The organism is Pseudomonas sp. LB-090624, from assembly GCF_003205205.1.
Taxonomy (GTDB): domain Bacteria; phylum Pseudomonadota; class Gammaproteobacteria; order Pseudomonadales; family Pseudomonadaceae; genus Aquipseudomonas.
Map to the genome: position 1 here is coordinate 90,714 of NZ_QJRL01000003.1, position 19,444 is coordinate 110,157.

13 protein-coding genes are annotated in these 19,444 nt (G+C 63.8%); 8 read left to right on the forward strand and 5 right to left on the reverse strand.

Features of this window, described 5'->3' with window-relative positions:
- The first annotated feature begins 94 nt into the window (after positions 1-94).
- The gene (locus DMX11_RS04315; protein ID WP_110743379.1) at positions 95-5,143 is read left to right on the forward strand and encodes an ATP-binding sensor histidine kinase; all 5,049 of its coding nucleotides are present in this window, start codon (positions 95-97) and stop codon (positions 5,141-5,143) included.
- A 54-nt stretch (positions 5,144-5,197) separates the two neighbouring features.
- On the opposite strand, the gene ycaC (DMX11_RS04320) is transcribed toward DMX11_RS04315, so the two are convergent.
- Positions 5,198-5,824: an isochorismate family cysteine hydrolase YcaC gene (ycaC, locus tag DMX11_RS04320; protein WP_060498171.1), complete on the reverse strand. Its 627-nt coding sequence runs from the start codon at positions 5,822-5,824 to the stop codon at positions 5,198-5,200.
- Positions 5,825-5,896: 72 nt separating this feature from the next.
- On the reverse strand, positions 5,897-6,259 hold the full coding sequence (locus DMX11_RS04325; protein ID WP_110743380.1) for an AraC family transcriptional regulator: 363 nt from the start codon (positions 6,257-6,259) through the stop codon (positions 5,897-5,899).
- Positions 6,260-6,390: 131 nt separating this feature from the next.
- Between DMX11_RS04325 and DMX11_RS04330 the strand changes: the two genes are divergently transcribed.
- The 3 genes from DMX11_RS04330 to DMX11_RS04340 all read left to right on the forward strand — a co-directional run bounded on the left by DMX11_RS04330 (position 6,391) and on the right by DMX11_RS04340 (position 10,373).
- Positions 6,391-7,377 carry a GlxA family transcriptional regulator gene (locus tag DMX11_RS04330; protein ID WP_110743381.1) on the forward strand — a complete coding sequence of 329 codons (987 nt, stop codon included), beginning with the start codon at positions 6,391-6,393 and terminating at the stop codon, positions 7,375-7,377.
- Between the two features lie 173 nt (positions 7,378-7,550).
- Entirely contained in the window at positions 7,551-9,338 is a 1,788-nt protein-coding gene (locus DMX11_RS04335; protein ID WP_110743382.1) for a monovalent cation:proton antiporter-2 (CPA2) family protein, read from the forward strand.
- Between the two features lie 741 nt (positions 9,339-10,079).
- Positions 10,080-10,373: a hypothetical protein gene (locus DMX11_RS04340; protein WP_110743383.1), complete on the forward strand. Its 294-nt coding sequence runs from the start codon at positions 10,080-10,082 to the stop codon at positions 10,371-10,373.
- A gap of 114 nt (positions 10,374-10,487) precedes the next feature.
- On the opposite strand, the gene ycaC (DMX11_RS04345) is transcribed toward DMX11_RS04340, so the two are convergent.
- Entirely contained in the window at positions 10,488-11,117 is a 630-nt protein-coding gene (ycaC, locus tag DMX11_RS04345; protein WP_012274792.1) for an isochorismate family cysteine hydrolase YcaC, read from the reverse strand.
- Between the two features lie 198 nt (positions 11,118-11,315).
- Here ycaC (DMX11_RS04345) and DMX11_RS04350 point away from each other — a divergent pair, with 198 nt between their 5' ends.
- Positions 11,316-12,227, forward strand: a complete 912-nt coding sequence (locus DMX11_RS04350; RefSeq protein WP_110743384.1) for a LysR substrate-binding domain-containing protein — start codon at positions 11,316-11,318, stop codon at positions 12,225-12,227.
- Here the strand turns inward: DMX11_RS04350 and DMX11_RS04355 are convergent.
- A complete protein-coding gene (locus tag DMX11_RS04355) occupies positions 12,188-13,387 on the reverse strand; it encodes a YbfB/YjiJ family MFS transporter (RefSeq protein ID WP_110743385.1) in 1,200 nt (399 codons plus the stop codon). The genes DMX11_RS04350 and DMX11_RS04355 overlap by 40 nt on opposite strands.
- A gap of 129 nt (positions 13,388-13,516) precedes the next feature.
- Between DMX11_RS04355 and DMX11_RS04360 the strand changes: the two genes are divergently transcribed.
- The 3 genes from DMX11_RS04360 to DMX11_RS04370 all read left to right on the forward strand — a co-directional run bounded on the left by DMX11_RS04360 (position 13,517) and on the right by DMX11_RS04370 (position 17,382).
- The gene (locus DMX11_RS04360; RefSeq protein ID WP_110743386.1) at positions 13,517-14,374 is read left to right on the forward strand and encodes a LysR family transcriptional regulator; all 858 of its coding nucleotides are present in this window, start codon (positions 13,517-13,519) and stop codon (positions 14,372-14,374) included.
- 145 nt (positions 14,375-14,519) lie between these two features.
- A complete protein-coding gene (locus tag DMX11_RS04365) occupies positions 14,520-15,782 on the forward strand; it encodes an OprD family porin (protein WP_110743387.1) in 1,263 nt (420 codons plus the stop codon).
- A gap of 1 nt (position 15,783) precedes the next feature.
- Positions 15,784-17,382, forward strand: coding sequence for an MFS transporter (locus DMX11_RS04370; protein ID WP_110743388.1), 1,599 nt, complete (start codon positions 15,784-15,786; stop codon positions 17,380-17,382).
- 61 nt (positions 17,383-17,443) lie between these two features.
- Here the strand turns inward: DMX11_RS04370 and DMX11_RS04375 are convergent, their stop codons facing one another.
- A complete protein-coding gene (locus DMX11_RS04375; protein WP_177410709.1) occupies positions 17,444-19,285 on the reverse strand; it encodes an amidohydrolase in 1,842 nt (613 codons plus the stop codon).
- Positions 19,286-19,444: the final 159 nt, after the last annotated feature.

A 19,444-nucleotide genomic window follows, 5' to 3' on the forward strand; every position in this document is an offset into this window, starting at 1 on the left:
GTCCCCGTTCCTGCCAAGCGGGCTGTAACCCGCGTCCGCACTGGGCCCCCTGCGTATACTCGCGGCTCGGGATGTCGCTAGCAGGGGGTGCCATATGCTTGATGAACGCCTTGCCCACAGGCCTTTGGATTACGATCAGTCCGTCGACGAGGGCTGGCTGAGCCGCTGCGACATCACTGCATTGGGGCAGGAAGGCGAGCTCAGCTACTTTCGTCTGTGCGACCCCGCTACCCAGCAAACCTGGGTCGCAGTGCGCGCGCCGCTTGAGGCCCCCTCCGCCTGTCAGCGCCTGGAGCGCGACTACCGGCTGGAGCTGGACCCGCAATGGGCCGTAATCCCCTGCGCGTTCGTGCGTTCAGCCGAAGGCCCACTCTTGGTGTACCCGGCCGGCCACTGCATCGCTGACCTGCTAGCCGAAGGCCCGCTGGCCCTTGAGCCATTTCTCGACATCGCGGTGAACGCTGCGACTGCATTGGCCCATGCCCACAAACGCAATGTGCTTCACGGTGCCCTTCAGCCAGCACATGTGTATTTGCAGGGTAACCAGCGGGTGCGGTTGGGCTGCTTCCGCGCTACCCCCACGCAGCTGATCAGCGAACAGGGCACCCCTCTCGGTAACTGGACCTACCTGGCCCCCGAACAAGTCTGCCCGCACGGCAGCAGCAGCGACCAGCGAAGTGATATTTATGCGCTGGGTGCAATTCTCTACCAGCTGCTGCTCGGCGAGCTGCCGCTAGCAGGGCGCGACACCCAGCACTGGCGCCAGTTACATGCCGGTGTACAGCCAAGGGCGGCCTGCGAAGTGGACAGCAAGGTGCCGCAGCCACTGAGCAGAGTGTTGAGCAAGGCCCTGGCCAAAGAGCCGGGCGCCCGCTACCAGAGCGCCCACGCGCTGGCGGTGGACTTGGCCTACTGCCAGCGGCAATGGGCTGACAGCGGGTACATGGCGGCTTTCGAGCCAGGCTGCGCCGACCCGGTTGCCGCCAATGACAGCCGCCTGTATGGCCGCAGTGCAGAACAGAAGGCCATCGCCCTGCTGCTCAAGGGCATGCGCCGCGACAGCAAGCCACAAGTGTTGCATATCAACGGCGCCGCCGGCATGGGCAAGTCGAGCCTGGTCGAGGCGGCACTCAAGGCCAATGCCGAAGGGTATTGGGCCGTCGGCAAATGCAACAGCCTGACCCAGGCTGCACCCTACGCGCCCTGGGTGGGAATCCTCGGCGCGCTGACCACCCAACTGCTGGCCAAGAACAGCCAGGATCTCGACACCCTGCGGCGTGACATCCTGCGCCGCATCAAAGGCCACGGCCGCTTGCTTGGCAAGCTGGCGCCAGACCTGCAACTGGTTGTCGGCCCATTGCCTGACCTACCAGCCAAACCCACGCGCCTGGCATTGCAGAAAGAACTGCGCGCAGTCGTGGAATTCCTCCAAGTGTTCAGCCGCCCTGGCCTGCCGCTGGTGCTGTTCCTCGATGACACGCAGTGGGTCGATGACGCCTCTCGGCAGTTGCTGGCACAACTGTTGGCCAACATGCCCGATAACCTGCTGCTGATCTTTGCCCGGCACAATGACGGCAACGCCAGCAACGCGCCACTTGCCGTCCCCACCTCGGTGCGCAGCACCACCCTTAACCTGCGCCCCTTGGCCGTGGGTGCAGTGGCCGAGCTGATCGTGGAACGCTATCACGTCGACCCCGGCCCGGCGTGGCAACTGGCCGAGCAGGTACATGCCAAAACGGCAGGCAACCCATTCTTCATCCACCAGATTCTCTGGGCCATGGTCGAGGACCAGCTGTTCACCTTCGATACCCAGGCCATGCGCTGGTCATGGTGCCTGAAGGCAGTGGCCCGGCACCGCTACTCCGACAATGTCGCAGACCTGATGATCCACCGCCTGGCACGCCTGCCCGCGCCGCAGCGCGACGTGCTGCGCGTTGCCAGCGCAGCGGGCAGTCGATGTGATGAAAGCGTGTTGCAGCTGGTCCTCGCAAAACCCCTGGGCGATCCGTTGCAGGCTCTGATTGGCGCGGGTTTTCTGCTGTCGAGCCAGGACGGCCTGGGCTTCGTTCATGACCGGGTCATGGAAGCGGCTTATCAACTGACGCCGGTGCACGAGCGCGAATCGCTGCATGCGCGCATTGCCCTGGCCATGCTCCGGGCCTGGCCAGAACGTGTGCATGAGCTGCCGTTCGAGATCGCCCACCAGCTGCAACGCGCCAGCCCACGCGGGTTTGCCGCGGATGACAGCGCAGTCTTCCTGCAGCTTTTACCCGAAGCCGCACTGCGTGCGCGTGACAGCGGCGCCCATGAGCAGGCAGCCGGGTATCTGCGCACGGCCGAACAACTGCTTGACCACGGCAGCACGCTGGAAAACCGCGCCACGCTTGGCTTTGCCATCGCCAGCATGGCGGCGGAGTGCGAGCTGCAGCTGTCGCGCATGGCCGCCGCCGAGGCCCGGCTGGGCGAATGCCGCCAGCGCGCAGGCTCGATGCTGGAGCGGGCCAGGGTGTGCCAGCTGCAGGCTCGCCTTGATACTCTGCGGGGCGACTATCAGGCAGCCATTGACAGCGCGCTGTCCGGCCTGCAGATGCTGGGTATCTGCCTGGCGCCGGGCCATGACCCGCAACAGGTGGCTGCCAGCCATGCCCGCGTGCAAGCCTTGATCGAGCAAAAAGGCCGTCACTGCCTGGAGTCGCTGCCCCGCACCGAGTCGGAAGAAGTGGCCTTGGCAATGGGTTTGCTGGCCACCCTGTCGTGCTCATTCCTGGTGCAGGACGACCTGTGCTTCCTGCACCTGGCCAAGCTCATGGAGCTTTCGCTGTTGCACGGTGTTGCCCCAGGCAGTGCCTACGGCCTGGCCTGGTACGGGGTGCTGTGCGCCGAACGCTTCGGCACCTACCACGACGGCCACGCATGCTGCCTGGCGGCGCTCAAACTGATCGAGCGCCACGGTCTGGAGGCAGACCTGAGCAGCGCCCTCCTCGCCCTGGACCAGGTCAGCGCCTGGACTTCGCCCATGGAATTGGCCCGCCGCACAGCCCTGGAGGCTGTCGACTCGGCGCACCTGAGCGGTGACCTGGCGATGAGCTGCCAAGCCTGTAACCACCTGGTTTCCGACTCGTTGATCATGGGCCGCTACCTGCCGGAGGTGGACGATGAAATAGCACAAGGCCTGGCTACCGTGCGCCGCCACGGCTACCGCGATGTCGAACAGATCCTGCTGGCCCAGCAAGCGTTCGTTGCCAGCCTCGGCGGCATGCCCTGCCCGGTTTCAACTGCGCCCTCGAACTCGCCCACCACACGGTTCTTCCAGCACCTGTTTGCCGGCATGTGCGCCTTCTACCTGGGCAACCACCCGCAGGCCATGCGCAACCTGACCCTGGCAGGCGATTACACCTGGGCCGCACCGGCGCATATCAACCTGGCCGACTTTCACCTGTTCCGCGGCTTGGTCCTGGGCAGCCCTGAGGCCCCCGGCTGCCTTGTCGACAAGCTGCGTGAGCTGCAGGCCCTGCGTGAGCGCTTCGTGCACTGGGCAGGCTTCAACCCGGTCACGTTCCGCAACAAGCTGCTGCTGATCGAAGGGGTCATCGCCAAGCTCGAGGGCGACGGGCTGGCAGCCATCCGCTGCTTCGACCAGGCGCAGATCGCCGCCACCGCCGCCGGTTTCATCCATGAACAGGCGCTGGCCCACGAGCAACTGGCTGAAGTGTGCATCCCCAGCGGCCTGATTTCTGGCGCCAACCTGCACCTGCGCATCGCGCGGGACTGCTTTCATATCTGGGGCGCAACCGGCAAGGTGCACCAACTGGAAACACTCCACCCGTTTCTGCGGACCCAGCCAATTCAGGAGACCCAGCGTGCCACCCACCAGGCCAGGCTAGACCTTGAGGCCGGTATCCAAGCCGCACGGGCGTTGTCCGAAGAGGTGCTGCTCGAGGGCCTGATCGAAAGCCTGATGGGCAACCTGACCCAGCATTCCGGCGCCGACCATGGTGCGTTGCTGATCGTCAGTGGCGCCGAATTCCAGATGGCCGCCCTTGCGTTCATCGACGATGCCGGGCTGCATGTGAGCATGGACAACTGCCAGAAATTCATGACCCAGGCACCGCTGTCGGTCATCAACACCACCATGCGCACGCGCAAGCCACTGCTGCTCAATGATGCCCAAAGCGATTGCCCCGAGGCTTTTCGCCAGGAACTGAACTTACGCAACGCTCGCTCGGTACTGTGCCTGCCTCTGGTGATCCAGGGGGTGCTGATCGGCCTGGTGTACCTGGAAAACCGGCTGGTGCCCAACCTGTTCGGCAGCCAGCGCCTGGCCATGCTGGAAATCCTTGCATCGCAGGCAGCGGTGTCGCTGCAGACGGCCAAGTTCTATACACGCCTGGCCGAAGACAACCAGAGCCGCGCGCAGATGGAGGCGGAACTGCGCCACTCGCGTGCAGAGCTCGCGCGCACGGCGCACCTGCAAGTGATGAACGAGCTGTCGGCCTCGATTGCCCATGAGATCAGCCAACCGCTGCTGGGCATCACCGCCAATGCCGCTGCCAGCCTGCGTTGGCTGAAACGCGCGACGCCCGACCTGGAAGAAGCGATTGCCGGCCTGGAGGACATCCGCAATGACAGTGAGCGTGCCGCTAACATCGTGCGGGCGCTGCGCTCGCTGGCCCGGCAGTCACCGATGCAACTGAAGGCAGTGAAGCTGGACGAGCTGATCCGCGAGGTCGTGCGTTTGACATCGGCCGATGCCGCCAGAGGTGCAGTGGACGTGCAGACGCAGCTACAGGCAGGGGTCAGCGTGATGGCCGACCCGGTGCAGTTGCAGCAGCTGGTGTTCAACTTGATTACCAATGGCCTGGAGGCGTTGGCAGGGTATCGCAGCAATGGTGTGCTGCGGATTGCCTCGGCACAGGCTGGAGAGCGGGTGGAGATCTGCGTGGACGACAACGGGCCGGGGATTGCGCCCGAGGAACGGGAACGGGTATTCGGGGCGTTCTACACCACCAAGAGCAGTGGCATGGGCATGGGGCTGGCGATTTGCAGTTCGGTGGTGCAGGCCCATGGTGGAGAGTTGCAGGCGCTGGTGTCGGAGCTGGGTGGATGCCGGATTCGTTTCAGTCTGCCGGTGAGTCATTCGTAGCCTGGGCCGGCCTGTTCGCGGAAAAGACCGCAAAGCGGCCGGCGCAGGGTTGAATCACCGTGAGGTCAACGCCGCGTAGCTGTTCATCAGGTTGCGGTAGTTGGGGATACGCTGCGACAGCAGGTTGCCCAGCCCTTCGATGTCGTTGCGCCAGTCGCGGTGCAGCTCACACGCCACCGAGAACCAGTTCATCATCTGCGCGCCCGCCTGGGTCATGCGCACCCACGCCGCCTGCTGCACGGTTTCGTTGAAGGTGCCCGAGGCATCGGTGACCACGAATACTTCAAAACCCTCCGCCAGCGCCGACAGGGTCGGGAACGCCACGCACACGTCGGTGACCACGCCGGCGATGATCAGCTGCTTGCGGCCAGTGGCCTTGATCGCCTTGACGAAGTCTTCGTTATCCCACGCGTTGATCTGGCCAGGGCGGGCGATGTAGGGGGCGTCCGGGAACATCTCTTTCAGCTCGGGTACCAGCGGGCCGTTCGGGCCCTGCTCGAAGCTGGTGGTGAGGATGGTTGGCAGGCCGAAGAACTTGGCAAGGTCGCCCAGGGCCAACACGTTGTTCTTGAATTCGTTGGGTGAGAAGTCCTGCACCAGCGAGATCAGGCCGGTCTGGTGATCCACCAGCAGGACCACGGCGTCGTCTTTGTTCAGGCGCTTGTAATCGGGTTGGCTCATCGGGGTGACTCCTTGGGTTGGGAAAGCGGCCGGCACTGCCCGCAAGGGGGTATACCAGAGGATAGCTTCGGCTTAAGGAATGGCGTGCGCCTGGCGCCAGGCGTTCGGCGGTTGGCCGACCAGGCGGCTGAAGGCGCGGGTGAAATGGGCCTGGTCGCAAAAGCCGCACTCCAGGCTGACGTGGGTGATCGGCGCCTCGGTCGCGAGCAGGCGCTTGGCCTTTTCCATACGTGCCAGCAGGCGCCACGCCTGGGGCGATAGGCCGGTATTGACCTTGAAGGCGCGGGAGAAATGGCTGCGGGTGAGGTTGCACACGCCAGCGATCTCGATGATCGACAGCGAGCTGCGCAGCATCAGCTCCTTGGCCTGGCGCAAGCGCGCTGGCGTCAACGCACCAGGGGCTTGCAGCGGTGGTTGGGGTGTCCCAGGGGGCATGACGACTCTCCTGTTCAGTGAGAAAAGTCTCGCCCGCGGCTCATGACAAAGTCCTGAGCCAAAGCTGAATTGTTCTTAATCGTGCAGAGCTGCCCTAAGATGCGTGCTCAGGACACTTGGGGTTATGAGGTATGCAGGAAAATCGCGCTCATCGGACCGTGGCCATGGTGCTGTTCAACGATGTGCTGTTGCTGGACGTGACCGGGCCAATGGACGCCTTTGCCATTGCCAACCGGTTCTTGCCTGAAGACAAACGGTACCGATTGCTCACCGTAGCCGAGAACAATCAGGCGATCCGCGGCTCGTGCGGCCTGACCGTCCTGGCCGACCTGCGCCTGGAGGCATTGCCCGAAGGCGTGGATCTGTTGCTGGTACCGGGCGGCCCAGGCGCCTATGACGTCGCCCTACCTGGGCTGGAGCGTTGGCTGCCGCAGGCGGTGCGCAGTGCCAGACGCTTTGGTGCAATCTGTACCGGGGTGTTCCTGCTGGGCAGGGCGGGGCTGCTGGATGGCTATCGCTGCACCACTCACTGGAACTACGTCGAGCGCCTGGCGCAGGCGTTTCCCGAGGCCAAGGTAGAAACCGAGCAGATCTATGTCATCGACCGCTGCCTGATCACCTCGGGCGGAATCACCGCAGGCATCGACCTGGCATTGGCGGTGGTCGCTGAAGACCACGGCAAGGCGCTGGCCCTGGAAGTGGCCAAGGTACTGCTGGTCGCCCGCCATCGCCAGGGTGGGCAGACACCCTATGGGCCACTGCTGGCGGCGATACCACGCGATGATTCACCGATTGCCCGGGTGCAGGCATACATCGTCGACCATATCGAGCAGGCGTTCACCGTGCAGAAGATGGCCGACCTGGTGGCCATGAGCGGGCGCAACTTTGCCAGGACGTTTCAGCGTGAGGTGGGCATTACACCGCTGCAGTACCTGCAGAATGCGCGCATCGATCGCGCGCGCAAGCTGCTCGAATGCGGTGACCTGCCGATGAAGGTGGTGGCGGCGCAGTGTGGGTTCGGCAGTGACCGGCACATGCGCAAGGTATTCTGCGAGCGGATTGGCATGACGCCAGCGCAGTATCGGGCGCAGTTTGGTGGCGGTGAACAGTCGGACTAGCGCTGCCTTACCGCAAGCGCGCCTGCGGCTACAGGTAATAGACGGCACCGATTGTCACCCTGATCAGGACAATGTTTCTTCCCGTCAGACGATTGTCTGGCGCCGACCCGCCCCTCAGAATTGTCCGTCAAACTGTTCGAACGCTGCCCCGGCAGCTCATGGAGTACGAGCCAATGCCACACGAAGGCAGCCTTCTGCAAACCGCGGTGATCTTTCTGCTCGCCGCAGTCCTCGCCGTCCCCCTGGCAAAGCGCCTGCAACTGGGCGCGGTGCTCGGTTACCTGCTGGCCGGCGTGGTCATCGGCCCGCAAGCACTCGGCCTGATCCGCGATACCGAAAGCGTGGCGCACATTTCCGAGCTGGGCGTGGTCCTGCTGCTGTTCATCATTGGCCTGGAGTTGTCGCCCAAGCGCCTGTGGCTGATGCGCAAGTCGGTGTTCGGCGTTGGCACGGCCCAGGTGCTGCTGACCGGCGCGCTGATCGGTGCCATTGCCCTGTTCGGTTTCAGCCAGACGCTCCCGGCAGCCATCGTGCTCGGCCTGGGCCTGGCGCTGTCATCCACCGCCCTCGGCCTGCAGAGCCTGGCTGAGAGCAAGCAGCTCAATGCACCGCACGGCCGCCTGGCGTTCGCCATCCTGCTGTTCCAGGACATTGCCGCCATTCCGCTGATCGCTCTGGTACCACTGCTGGCCGCCAGCGGCCCGGACACCAGCCACGGCGACAGCCTGCAACACGGCTTGAAGGTATTCGCCAGCATCGCCGTGGTAATCATCGGCGGCCGCTACCTGCTGCGCCCGGTGTTCCGCACCGTTGCCCGCACCGGCCTGCCGGAAGTGTCTACCGCCACCGCGCTGCTGGTAGTGATCGGCACCGCCTGGCTGATGGAAGAAGCTGGCATCTCCATGGCTCTGGGTGCCTTCCTCGCCGGCCTGCTGCTGGCCGACTCGGAATACCGCCACGAGCTGGAGTCACAGATCGAGCCATTCAAGGGCCTGCTGCTCGGGTTGTTCTTCATCAGTGTCGGCATGGGGGCCAACTTGCGCCTGCTGCTGGAAATGCCACTGGTGGTGCTGGGCCTGACCCTGCTGCTGGTGGCGGTGAAGCTGGTACTGCTGGTGGGCGTCGGCCGCCTGGCGGGAGGCCTGAGCGGCGCCAGCGCGCTGCGCCTGGGCATGGTGCTGGCGGCCGGTGGCGAGTTCGCTTTCGTGGTGTTCAAGCTGGGCAAGGACCAGGGCCTGTTCGACACCCAGACCTACGACCTGCTGCTGATGACCATCACCCTGTCGATGGCCATTACCCCGCTGCTGATGATTGGCTGCGCCCGCGCCCTCAAGCGCCCACAGCCGGCGCGGGAGGTACCCGAGCAGTACAAGCAGATCCGCACGGATACGCCACGGGTGGTGATCGTCGGCATGGGCCGCATGGGCCAGATCGTCGCGCGCATCCTGCGGGCACAGAAAATCCCGTTCATTGCCCTGGAAACCTCGGTGGACACGATCGAGATGACCCGCATGTTCGAACAGGTGCCAGTGTTCTACGGCGACCCGCTGCGCCCGGAGGTGCTGCACGCCGCCAAGGTGGGTGAAGCGGAGTATTTCATCATCACCATTGATGACCCAGAAGCCGCCATTCATACCGCCGAACGGGTGAAGCGCCTGTACCCACACCTGAAGGTGCTGGCCCGGGCGCGTAACCGCCAGCATGTGCACAAGTTGGTGGATGTGGGTGCCGAGCCGATTCGCGAAACGTTCTACTCCAGCCTGGAAATGACGCGCCGGGCGCTGGTGGGGTTGGGCCTGAGCGATGAACAGGCGGCGGACCGCATTGCGCGGTTCACCCAGCATGACGAAGAGGTGCTGGAGGCCCAGGGGCAAGTGCGTGATGACCGGGCCAAGGTGATGCAGACGGCCAAGGAGGCGCGGGTGGAGCTGGAAAGGTTGTTTGATTCGGATACGGATTGAGGGCTTGTGGCGCATGTCTTGAGGGTTGTAGTGCCTGTGAGATCGGGCGCCGCCCGGGTGGCGCATGCCATAAGAACTATGGCGCCTGTGAGACCGAGCGCCGCCCGCGCGGCGCATCGCGAGCTGCGCTCGCTCCTACGTTTGTTTCGGGCCAATCATTCCTGTGGGATTTGCGCGCGTACGCCTTGGCGCATGGCGCGATATCGCGTCATACCAACAAGGCGGTCGCGCGCGCCTGTCACAGGCATAACTGGCCCGAAACAAACGTAGGAGCGAGCGCAGCTCGCGATGCGCCGCGCGGGCGGCGCTCGATCTCATGGGCGCCCAAAAACTCCCGCCAGGCACCTGGAGGCCATCCTGCAACCTCCTGACGATCACCTCGCTGCCGTTACACGAACACACAAAAACCATCACAAAATCGTCAATTCTCAGCTGGGTCCTACTTCCCCGCGAACCATTTCCTACGTTCACGCCAATCCCAAGGATTTATCCTACACACCGTGTCGACGCCCGTCTGATTGTCCGGGGAAGGCCTGCTCTCTAGGCTAACCGGGTCGCTGTCGGTTCAGCGATCGGGTGTGGAAACCCGGATGTGATGAAGGGCTGCCGTTATGGCAGTTGTGCGCGTGAGGCCGTTTGGCCTACCGGCTTGCCTTCTCACCGGTTTTCCACCCCGCGCACAACTGCCGCCTTCTGCGTGGAAACGGGTGGTTGCAGTTCAATCCTGGAGAAGGAATTGCCATGAAAAGAATCGTCCCCGATCCACCCCTCCCCAACACCACACAACGCTCTTTCAGCCGCTGCGATGCCGGCCATCCCCCATTGTTCACCGTAAACCCCGACGTCTCGGCCCACGATGCCCTGGTGCATGTCGCCCAGTACCTGCGCGGCGCCTACGACTGTGGCTACAAAGCCTTGGAGCATCTGGATGACACAGGCAAGAGCCTGTTCTGGAGCAACCTGAACGCACTCGAAATGGCAGAAGGGTTGGTGGAGGCATTGCTGGATGGGATTGAGTCACAGCCCATGAACTGAATCGCCTGTACCGGCCCTTTCGCGGGCTTGCCCGCGAAGAGGCCGGTACAACAAACAAAAAAGGCCGGCTCTCTACAGAGAGAGCCGGCCTTTGTGCGCGTTGCTGATGGTTGATTACTTACCCGCAGTCAGCGCGTTATAGCTGGTCATCAGGTTGCGATAATCCGGAATGTGGTTGGAGCAAAGTGCAGCCAGCCCTTCGACATCGTTGCGCCAGTCGCGGTGCAGCTCGCAGGCCACGCCGAACCAGGTCATCAGTTGGGCACCCGCCTGGCTCATGCGGTCATGGGCAGCATCGCGGGTCATTTCGTTGAAAGTGCCGGAAGCATCAGTCACCACGAACACGTCAAATTCTTCCTCCAAGGCCGACAGCGCCGGGAACGCCACGCAAACCTCGGTCACAACACCGGCAATGATCAGTTGCTTCTTGCCGGTCGCCTTCACCGCCTTGACGAAATCCTCGTTGTCCCAGGCGTTGATCTGGCCAGGGCGGGCGATGTACGGGGCATCAGGGAACAGGGCTTTCAGTTCCGGCACCAGCGGGCCGTTAGGGCCTTGCTCGAAGCTGGTGGTGAGGATGGTCGGCAGGTTGAAGAACTTGGCCAGGTCAGCCAGCGCCAGCACGTTGTTCTTGAACTTGTCCGGTTCGATGTCGCGCACCAGCGACAGCAGCCCAGCTTGGTGGTCGACCAGCAGTACGGCAGCGTCGTCTTTGTTCAGGCGGTTGTAGGTGAATTTGCTCATGGTCTGTGCTCCTAAGGGTTATGAATTTTTCAGCAATCCGGGGTGTTTCGCGTTGATGGGCACAGATTAAAATCATCACCTTTGCGGCGGTAGTTAGCAGAATCTGGCTTTAGCGTTCCGATTTATGAACGATGGATTGGCGTTGGTTTTGCCGGCCCCTTCGCGGGTACAGGCCAACAGATAACCGGAGACCGATCATTGGAAGACCTCAACTCTCTCTACTACTTCACCCAGGTCGTGGAGCACGGTGGCTTCGCCCCCGCCGGGCGGGCGCTGGACATGCCCAAATCAAAACTCAGCCGGCGTATCGCTGACCTTGAGGACCGCCTGGGCGTGCGGCTGCTGCACCGCACCAGCCGCCACTGCTCGCTGACCGAGATCGGCCAGGCCTACTACAACCGCTGCCTGGCCATGCGCGTAGAGGCCGAAGGCGCGGCGGAGATCATCGAGCGCAACCGCAGCGAACCCCGCGGGCTGGTGCGTATCAGTTGCCCGACCACCCTGCTCAATTCCTGGGTCGGGCCGATGCTGACCCGCTACATGCTCAAGTACCCGCAGGTGGAGCTGTTCATCGAAAGTACCAACCGCCGTGTCGACCTGCTGCATGAGGGCTTCGACATCGCACTGCGGGTGCGCTTTCCGCCGCTGGAGAACACCGACATGGTGATGAAAGTGCTCAGCAACAGTACCCAGTGCCTGGTGGGTCAGCCGCAGTACCTTGAGCAGCTGGGCGAAAGCTTCGACCCACGGATGCTCGGCACGCTGCCGAGCCTGCACTGGGGCAGCGCCCAGCGCGAATACCAATGGGAGCTGTTCCAGGGCGAGGACAGCAGCCGCAGCATTGTCATCCCGCATACGCCGCGCATGGTGACCGACGACCTGTTTGCCCTGCGACACTTCGTGGTAGCCGGAGTGGGGATCGCACACTTGCCGCGGGTGGCGGTGCGTGAGGACCTGGCGGCAGGACGTCTGGTTGAGCTGATTCCAGACTGGCACCCGCGTTGCGGCATTGTGCATGCGATCTTCCCATCGCGCCGCGGGCTGCTGCCATCGGTGCGGGCGCTGATCGATCACTTGGCAGAGGAGTTCGCAATCAGCGACATGGCTTGACGCTCTTTGGGCAGCAGATCAATCAACAGCGCCAGCAGCACCGCGCCAGCGGCTACGGCGAACAGTACGGTGTAATGGCCGCCATTGGCAGCAAACAGTGCTGAATAAGCGTAACCTGCAATGGCCTGAAAACTGGCGAACGATACCGTCGCCCTGCTCCAGGTCGCATTCTGCCGGGCATGGCCATCGACCAGTTGGTGCACCCTGGCCAGCGCCAGCGGCACGATGCCCGGCGGGAACGAACCAATCAACAGTGCGGCGGCGCCGAGCAGGCGCAAGTCACGGCTAACCAGCAGCACCGCCAAGGCTGCCAGTTGCGCCAGCAACACCAGGCGAATGCCGGCACGTGCCCCCAGGTGGTCGGCCATCAGCCCGTAAGCCACCGGCCCGGCAATTGCCCCCAGGCCATACAGCCCCCAGATCACGGCCCCGGCATGTGTACCCGCGCCAAGACCACGGCTGATGTAGTCCACCAGGAACATCATCGGTGCCACCAGAGCTGTTGCCATGAGCGCGTACTGACTGAAGAGAACAAGGATGGCAGGCGAGGCAACCGCTTGCTGCTTCGTCTGCGTAACCTGCGCATACTCGGGCTCGGCCGGCCAACCAGCCCAGCTGGTGAGGGTCAGCAGCAGCGACAGCAGGGCCAGCCCAAGCCAGGTCTGCTGCAAGCCCTTGCCCAGCAGCCAAGGCACCAGGCTCGCGGCACCGGCGATACCCAGACCGATGCCGAGAAAGATCGCGCCACTGGCCAGCCCACGCCGCGAGGCCGCGACATGGGGCAGGATTGCGCTGGCCGCCAGTACCATGATCACCCCGCCAGCCACCCCGGACAGTAACCGCCAGCCGAAATACCAGCTCACCGACAGCGGCCAAGCACACGCCAGGAACGCCAGGCTGACACAGAGCATCATGCAGCGCAGCACTGATGCACTCGACCAGCGTGCAGTCAATGGCCTGCCGACGAGGGCGCCGATCAGATAGCCGGCAAGGTTGGCAGCACCGAGGTAGACCACCGCCGAACTGTCGAACCAATGCGCGCCGATCAGCGCCGGAATCAGCGGTGTATAGGCAAAACGCGCCAGGCCGATACCTACCAGGCTGGCACACAGCCCGGCCCAGATCGGCAGCCAGGGAGAACGTGATGTTGAGTCGCTCATGATATTCCCTTGCGCCAGCGTCGGCGCTTGTTGATAACGATGGGAACAGCATAAAGTGGCCGATCGCAGAAAAAATGCAGCGATTTCTCACTACTGCACTGCATCATTGCATCATCGAGGATCACGTTGATGAACTGGGACGATACCCGCGTCTTTCTCGCGCTGTGCCGCGAGCAGACTTTGCGAGGCGCAGCCCGTCGCCTGGGTGTGGACCAGGCAACCGTCGGCCGCCGGCTGTCGTCGTTGGAGAGTGCGCTGGGCGCGACCCTATTCCTGCGCACCTCCAACGGCTATTCGTTGACCAGCGCCGGCGAAGTGGCGATGCGTGCGGCACTCGAGATGGAGACGGCCGCCGCCGGCCTGCAGCGGCAGATTCTTGGCATGGATGAGCGCCTGAGCGGCGCAGTGCGGGTCACCACCACCGATTCCTTCGCCCTCGACTTCATCATCCCGGCGATTGCCCGCCTGCGCCTCGACCACCCGGGTATCGAAGTGCAACTGCACGCTTCGACGCAGATGCTCAACCTCAGCCAGCGCGAGGCCGATATCGCTGTGCGTACACATAAGCCGGATAACCCCGAGCTGGTGGTGCGGCGGCTGGCGCGCTGGCACAGCGGGCTTTTCGCTTCTCGCGAATACCTGCAGCGACGCGGTGAACCCCCGCCGGGCAGCGCATTTGCCGGGCACGAACTGGTGATCTACCAACCGTACCTGGACAGCGGCAAAGAGGTGACCCTGGCGGGCGAGTCGATTGCTCAAGGGCGGGTTGCAATGACCTGCACCTCGGGTCTGATGGTGCGGCGGGCGCTGGCAAGCGGTATCGGCCTGGGTGAGCTGCCGGTGCCACTGGGGGAGCGCGATGGCCTGCAGCAGGTATGGGCGCCGGGCAAGCCTTACGACATCTGGCTGGTAACCCATCAGGATGTGCGGCACACCGCGCGGGTGCGGGTGGTGATAGAGGCTATTGTCCAGGCGTTCAGCGTCTAGGCAGCCTGTCTCGGCGTCTTCGCGGTGAAAGCCGCTCCTGCAATGAGGGTGCGAGCACAAGTAACGCACCTCCCCCAGCACACCCTTACAAGACCGCTGGCCTACGCTTGCTCCACAGTCCCGGATCATCCCCTCCGGAGCCTTCATGATCCGCGCCACTCACGGACCGGGCCGCGCCCTGCTCGCCACGCTCGCCTTGTGCCCCACATTCAGCCAAGCCGATGAACCCGGCTGGTCGCTGCTCAGCCGCAACTATTTCCTGCACAGCGACTTCCGCTCACCTTCCGCCAGCGGCCAGAACTACCGCCAGGAATGGGCCCAGGGCTTCATCGGCGAGGTACGCTCCGGGTTCATCGGGGGCGCTGTCGGGGTGGGCATCGATGCCCACGGTTTTATCGGCCTCAAGCTCGACGGCGGCCGCGGCCATGCCGGCACCGGCCTGCTGCCACGCGACAGCGATGGCCGCGCCGAGTCCGACTATTCCAGCGCTGGTGCCGCACTCAAACTTCGCCTGGGCAATACCCGCCTGCGCTATGGCGAGATGATGGTGGAAACACCGGTATTCGATACCGGCGACAAACGCCTGCACCCCGAATACGCCACCGGCTGGCTCGTGGAGAACACCGACCTGCCCGGCTGGCGCCTCCAGGCCGGGCGTTTCACCGCCTTCAACAACCAGGACAACAGCTCTACCCATGACGACTTCAGCGGCTACGGCGCCAGCACTCACAACCGTGCAATCAGCCTGGCCGGCGCCACCTTCGCGCCCGCAGGCCCGTTCGGCGGCGCGCTGTATGCCGGGCAGTTGCAGGACACCTGGCGCCAGGCCTACCTGAACCTGAACCTGGCTGAAGGCAACTGGCGCCTGGACGGCAACCTGTACAAAACCCGCGACACCGGCAACGCCAGCGCGGGCGCAATCGACACCCTCGCCTACAGCCTTCTGGCCAAATACAGTTTCGGCGCCCAGGCGCTGAGCCTGGCCTACCAGAAAGTCGAGGGCAACACCCCGTTCGACTTCGTCGGTGGCGATTCCATCTACTTGGCCAACTCGATCAAGTACGCCGACTTCAACGGGCCCGGCGAGCGCTCGTGGCAACTGCGCTACGACCTCAACTTCGCCACTTTCGGTATGCCTGGCCTGAGCCTGATGGGCCGCTACGTCAGTGGCCGTGGCATCGACGGCAGCCACGCATCGGCGGGCGGGGCGTACGTGAACCAGTACGGCGACGGCGGCAAACACTGGGAACGCGACATCGACCTGAAGTACGTGGTGCAGTCGGGCGCCGCCAAGGACCTGAGCCTGTCGTTCTCCCACGTCAGCCACCGTGCCAACCAGGCCCAGGCCGGCGATGACATCGACCGCATCTACCTGATCATCGAATACCCACTCAAAGGCAGCTTCTGACATGAGCACCTCACCTTCAGGCGCCTGGAGCCCCCTGCGCAACAGCACGTTCCGCATGCTGTGGATCGCCACCATCGCCTCCAACATCGGCACCTGGATGCACGAGGTGGGCGCCGGCTGGCTGATGACCACGCTGTCGACCAGCCCGCTGCACGTGGCGTTGATCCAGGTAGCCGGCTCGCTGCCGATGTTCTTCCTGGCCCTGCCCGCAGGCGCGGCAGCGGACATCGTCGACAAACGCCGCTACCTGCTGCTGGTGCAACTGTGGATGTCGACGGTGGCCGTAGCGCTGGCAGCGCTGACGCTGCTCGGCCTGATGAACATTACGCTGCTGCTGGTGCTGACCCTGGCACTGGGTATCGGCACCGCGCTGATGATGCCGGCCTGGAGCGCACTGACGCCGGAACTGGTGGGCAAGGAAGACCTGGCCAATGCAGTGGCCATTTCCAGTGTCGGCATCAACGTGTCCCGCGCCATAGGCCCGGCGCTGGCCGGCGTGGTGGTGAGCATGGTCGGCCCGTGGCTGACCTTTGCCCTGAACGCCATTTCGTTCGCCGGGGTGATCCTGGTGCTGTTCCTGTGGAAACGTGAGGTGAAGGAGCCCCTGCTGCCGGCGGAGCGGTTTGTCGCCGCCATGCGCACCGGGCTGCGTTTTGCACGCAGTGCCAAACCCTTGCAGGCGGTGCTGTTGCGGGCGTTGGCGTTTTTCTTCTGCGCCAGCGCCGGCACTTCGCTGCTGCCGTTGATCGTGCGCGGCGAGATGCACGGCACTGCCGCCGATTTCGGCCTGCTACTGGCAGCCATCGGCATCGGCGCGGTGGCCGGTGCCACCCTGCTGCCACGCCTGCGTGAACGCATCAGCCGTGACCGCCTGGTGCTGCTCGCCAGCCTGTTGTATGCCCTTTTCCTGCTGGCCCTGGCGTTGGTGCGCAATTTCTATGTGCTGCTGCCGGCCATGCTGCTCAGCGGCGCGGCGTGGATTGCCGTGCTGTCCAACCTGCAGGTGGCGGCGCAGACCTCAGTACCGGCCTGGGTCAGGGCGCGGGCGTTGTCGGTGTACATCCTGATCTTCTTTGGTGCCATGGCCAGTGGTGGCTTGCTCTGGGGTACCGTGGCCAGCCATGTATCGATCACCATCAGCCTGCTGGTTGCCGCTGGGGGCCTGCTGCTGGGCACCTTGCTGACTTGCAAGGTGACACTGCCGGACACCGACGCCGAGGAGTTGACGCCGTCTCTGCATTGGCCGGTGCCGGTGCTTGGCGATGACGTGGACAAGGAAAGCGGGCCGGTTATGGTGACCGTGGAGTACCATATCGAGCCGGCCAAAGGCGAAGCATTCCAGCTGGCGGCGCGAGAGCTGGAGGCAATGCGCAAGCGAAATGGCGCATTGTCCTGGGGGTTGATGCGCGACAGCGCTGATCCTGCGTTGTGGCTGGAGTTTTTCTTCGAGGAATCGTGGCTTGAGCATCTGAGGCATCACCATCGGGTGACCCGGGGGGAACTGAAGATCGAGGCGCGGGTGCGGATGCTGCAGACCGCTGGGGTTGAAGTGCGAATTCGGCATCTGTTGGCTGGCGGGGAGCATCGGGCTCACCCTTGATGCGGCCCTTGAGACACAAGAAAGGGGCCAGATCTTGGCCCCCTCTTTACTTCAGCTCAGCTTAGAAGGCGAAGCACGAACAGCCCAGCGCCCCCCAGAAGCCCTGGAAGTCATTGACCGGAACACTCGATTTACGCGCCTTGTCATGGCTGTGTGCGTGCACTCCGCACGGCCCCGAGCACTGGTGCACGGCGGCCGCCAGCGACGGCGTACCCACACGCCAGTGGCCCGGCACCTTGGCCACCGGAGACCACTCGGGCAAGACCGGCACCTGGGGTGGACCGAGGCGATCGAACTCACCCGCTGCATACACCACTTTGCCGTCGACGATGGTCAGCATCGACTCGATGCCCTTTATCGCCTCTTCCTCGACGCTGAAGAAGTCCAGCGACAGCGCCGCGAGGTCAGCCAGCTGGCCGACCTTGATCTGGCCCTTCTTGCCTTGCTCGCTGGAGAACCAGGCACTGCCTTGGGTAAACAGCTGCAAAGCAGTGTCACGGCTGAGGCCTTCCGGGTACAGCTCCATGCCACCAACGGTCTTGCCGCTGACCAGCCAGTACAGCGAAGTCCACGGGTTGTAGCTGGACACTCGGGTGGCATCGGTACCGGCACCGACCGGCACGCCCATGTCGAGCATGCGCTTGATCGGCGGGGTCTGTTCGGCAGCCTTGGCGCCGTAACGATCGACGAAGTACTCACCCTGGAAGGCCATGCGATCCTGAATGGCAATACCGCCACCCAGCGCCCGCACGCGCTCGATGTTCTGGGGGGTGATGGTTTCGGCGTGGTCGAAGAACCACGGCAAGCCATTGAACGGGATGTCCCGGTTGACCTTTTCGAACACGTCGAGCATGCGCGTGATCGACTCGTTGTAGGTGGCGTGCAGGCGGAATGGCCAGCGTTGCTCGACCAGGTGGCGTACCACCGGCTCCAGCTCCTCTTCCATGGTCTGCGGCAGGTCCGGGCGCGGTTCGAGGAAGTCCTCGAAGTCGGCGGCGGAGAACACCAGCATTTCGCCAGCGCCGTTGTGGCGCAAGAAGTCGGTACCGCTGTGCAGCTTGACGCTGGACGTCCACTTCTTGAAGTCGTCCAGCTCTTCCTTGGGCTTCTGGGTGAACAGGTTGTAGGCGATGCGCACGGTCAGCTGGTTGTTGTCGGCCAACTCCTGAATCACCGAGTAGTCATCGGGGAAATTCTGGTAGCCACCGCCGGCATCGATGGCGCTGGTCAGGCCCAGGCGGTTGAGTTCGCGCATGAACTGGCGGGTGGAGTTGACCTGGTACTCCAGCGGCAGCTTCGGCCCCTTGGCCAGGGTGGCGTAGAGGATCATTGCGTTGGGGCGGGCGATCAGCATGCCGGTCGGGTTGCCGAACTTGTCACGCTGGATTTCGCCACCTGGCGGGTTCGGGGTGCTCTTGTCGTAGCCGACAGCCTTGAGCGCAGCGCGGTTGAGCAGCGCGCGGTCGTACAGGTGCAGCAGGAATACCGGGGTATCGGGCGCAGCCTGGTTGATTTCTTCCAGGGTGGGCATGCGTTTTTCGGCGAACTGGAATTCGTTCCAGCCACCGACTACCCGCACCCACTGCGGGGTTGGCGTACGCGCGGCCTGGTCCTTGAGCATGCGCAGGGCATCAGCCACCGACGGCACGCCTTCCCAGCGCAGTTCGAGGTTGTAGTTCAGGCCACCGCGGATCAGGTGCAGGTGCGAGTCATTCAGGCCCGGAATCACCGTGCGTTGCTTGAGATCGATGATTTGCGTGGCGGCGCCCTTGTGGGCCATGGCCTCGGCGTCGTTACCCACGGCGACGAAGCGGCCGTCCTTGATGGCGACGGCGGTCGCGGTGGGCTTTTCGCGGTCAACGGTGTGCAGCTTGCCGTTGAACAGAATCAGGTCGGCGGTCATGGAACCTCCTTGGCTGGATGCGTGAGCGGAACCGGCTTGGCCGGTGAAGGGCAATGCGGACCAGAGCGCGCCGGCGGCACCGAGCACGGTGCTGGTGGCGAGGAACTGGCGACGAGTCTTGTCGTTGCGGTCCTGGGACATAAGCTTCTCCGACGAGGG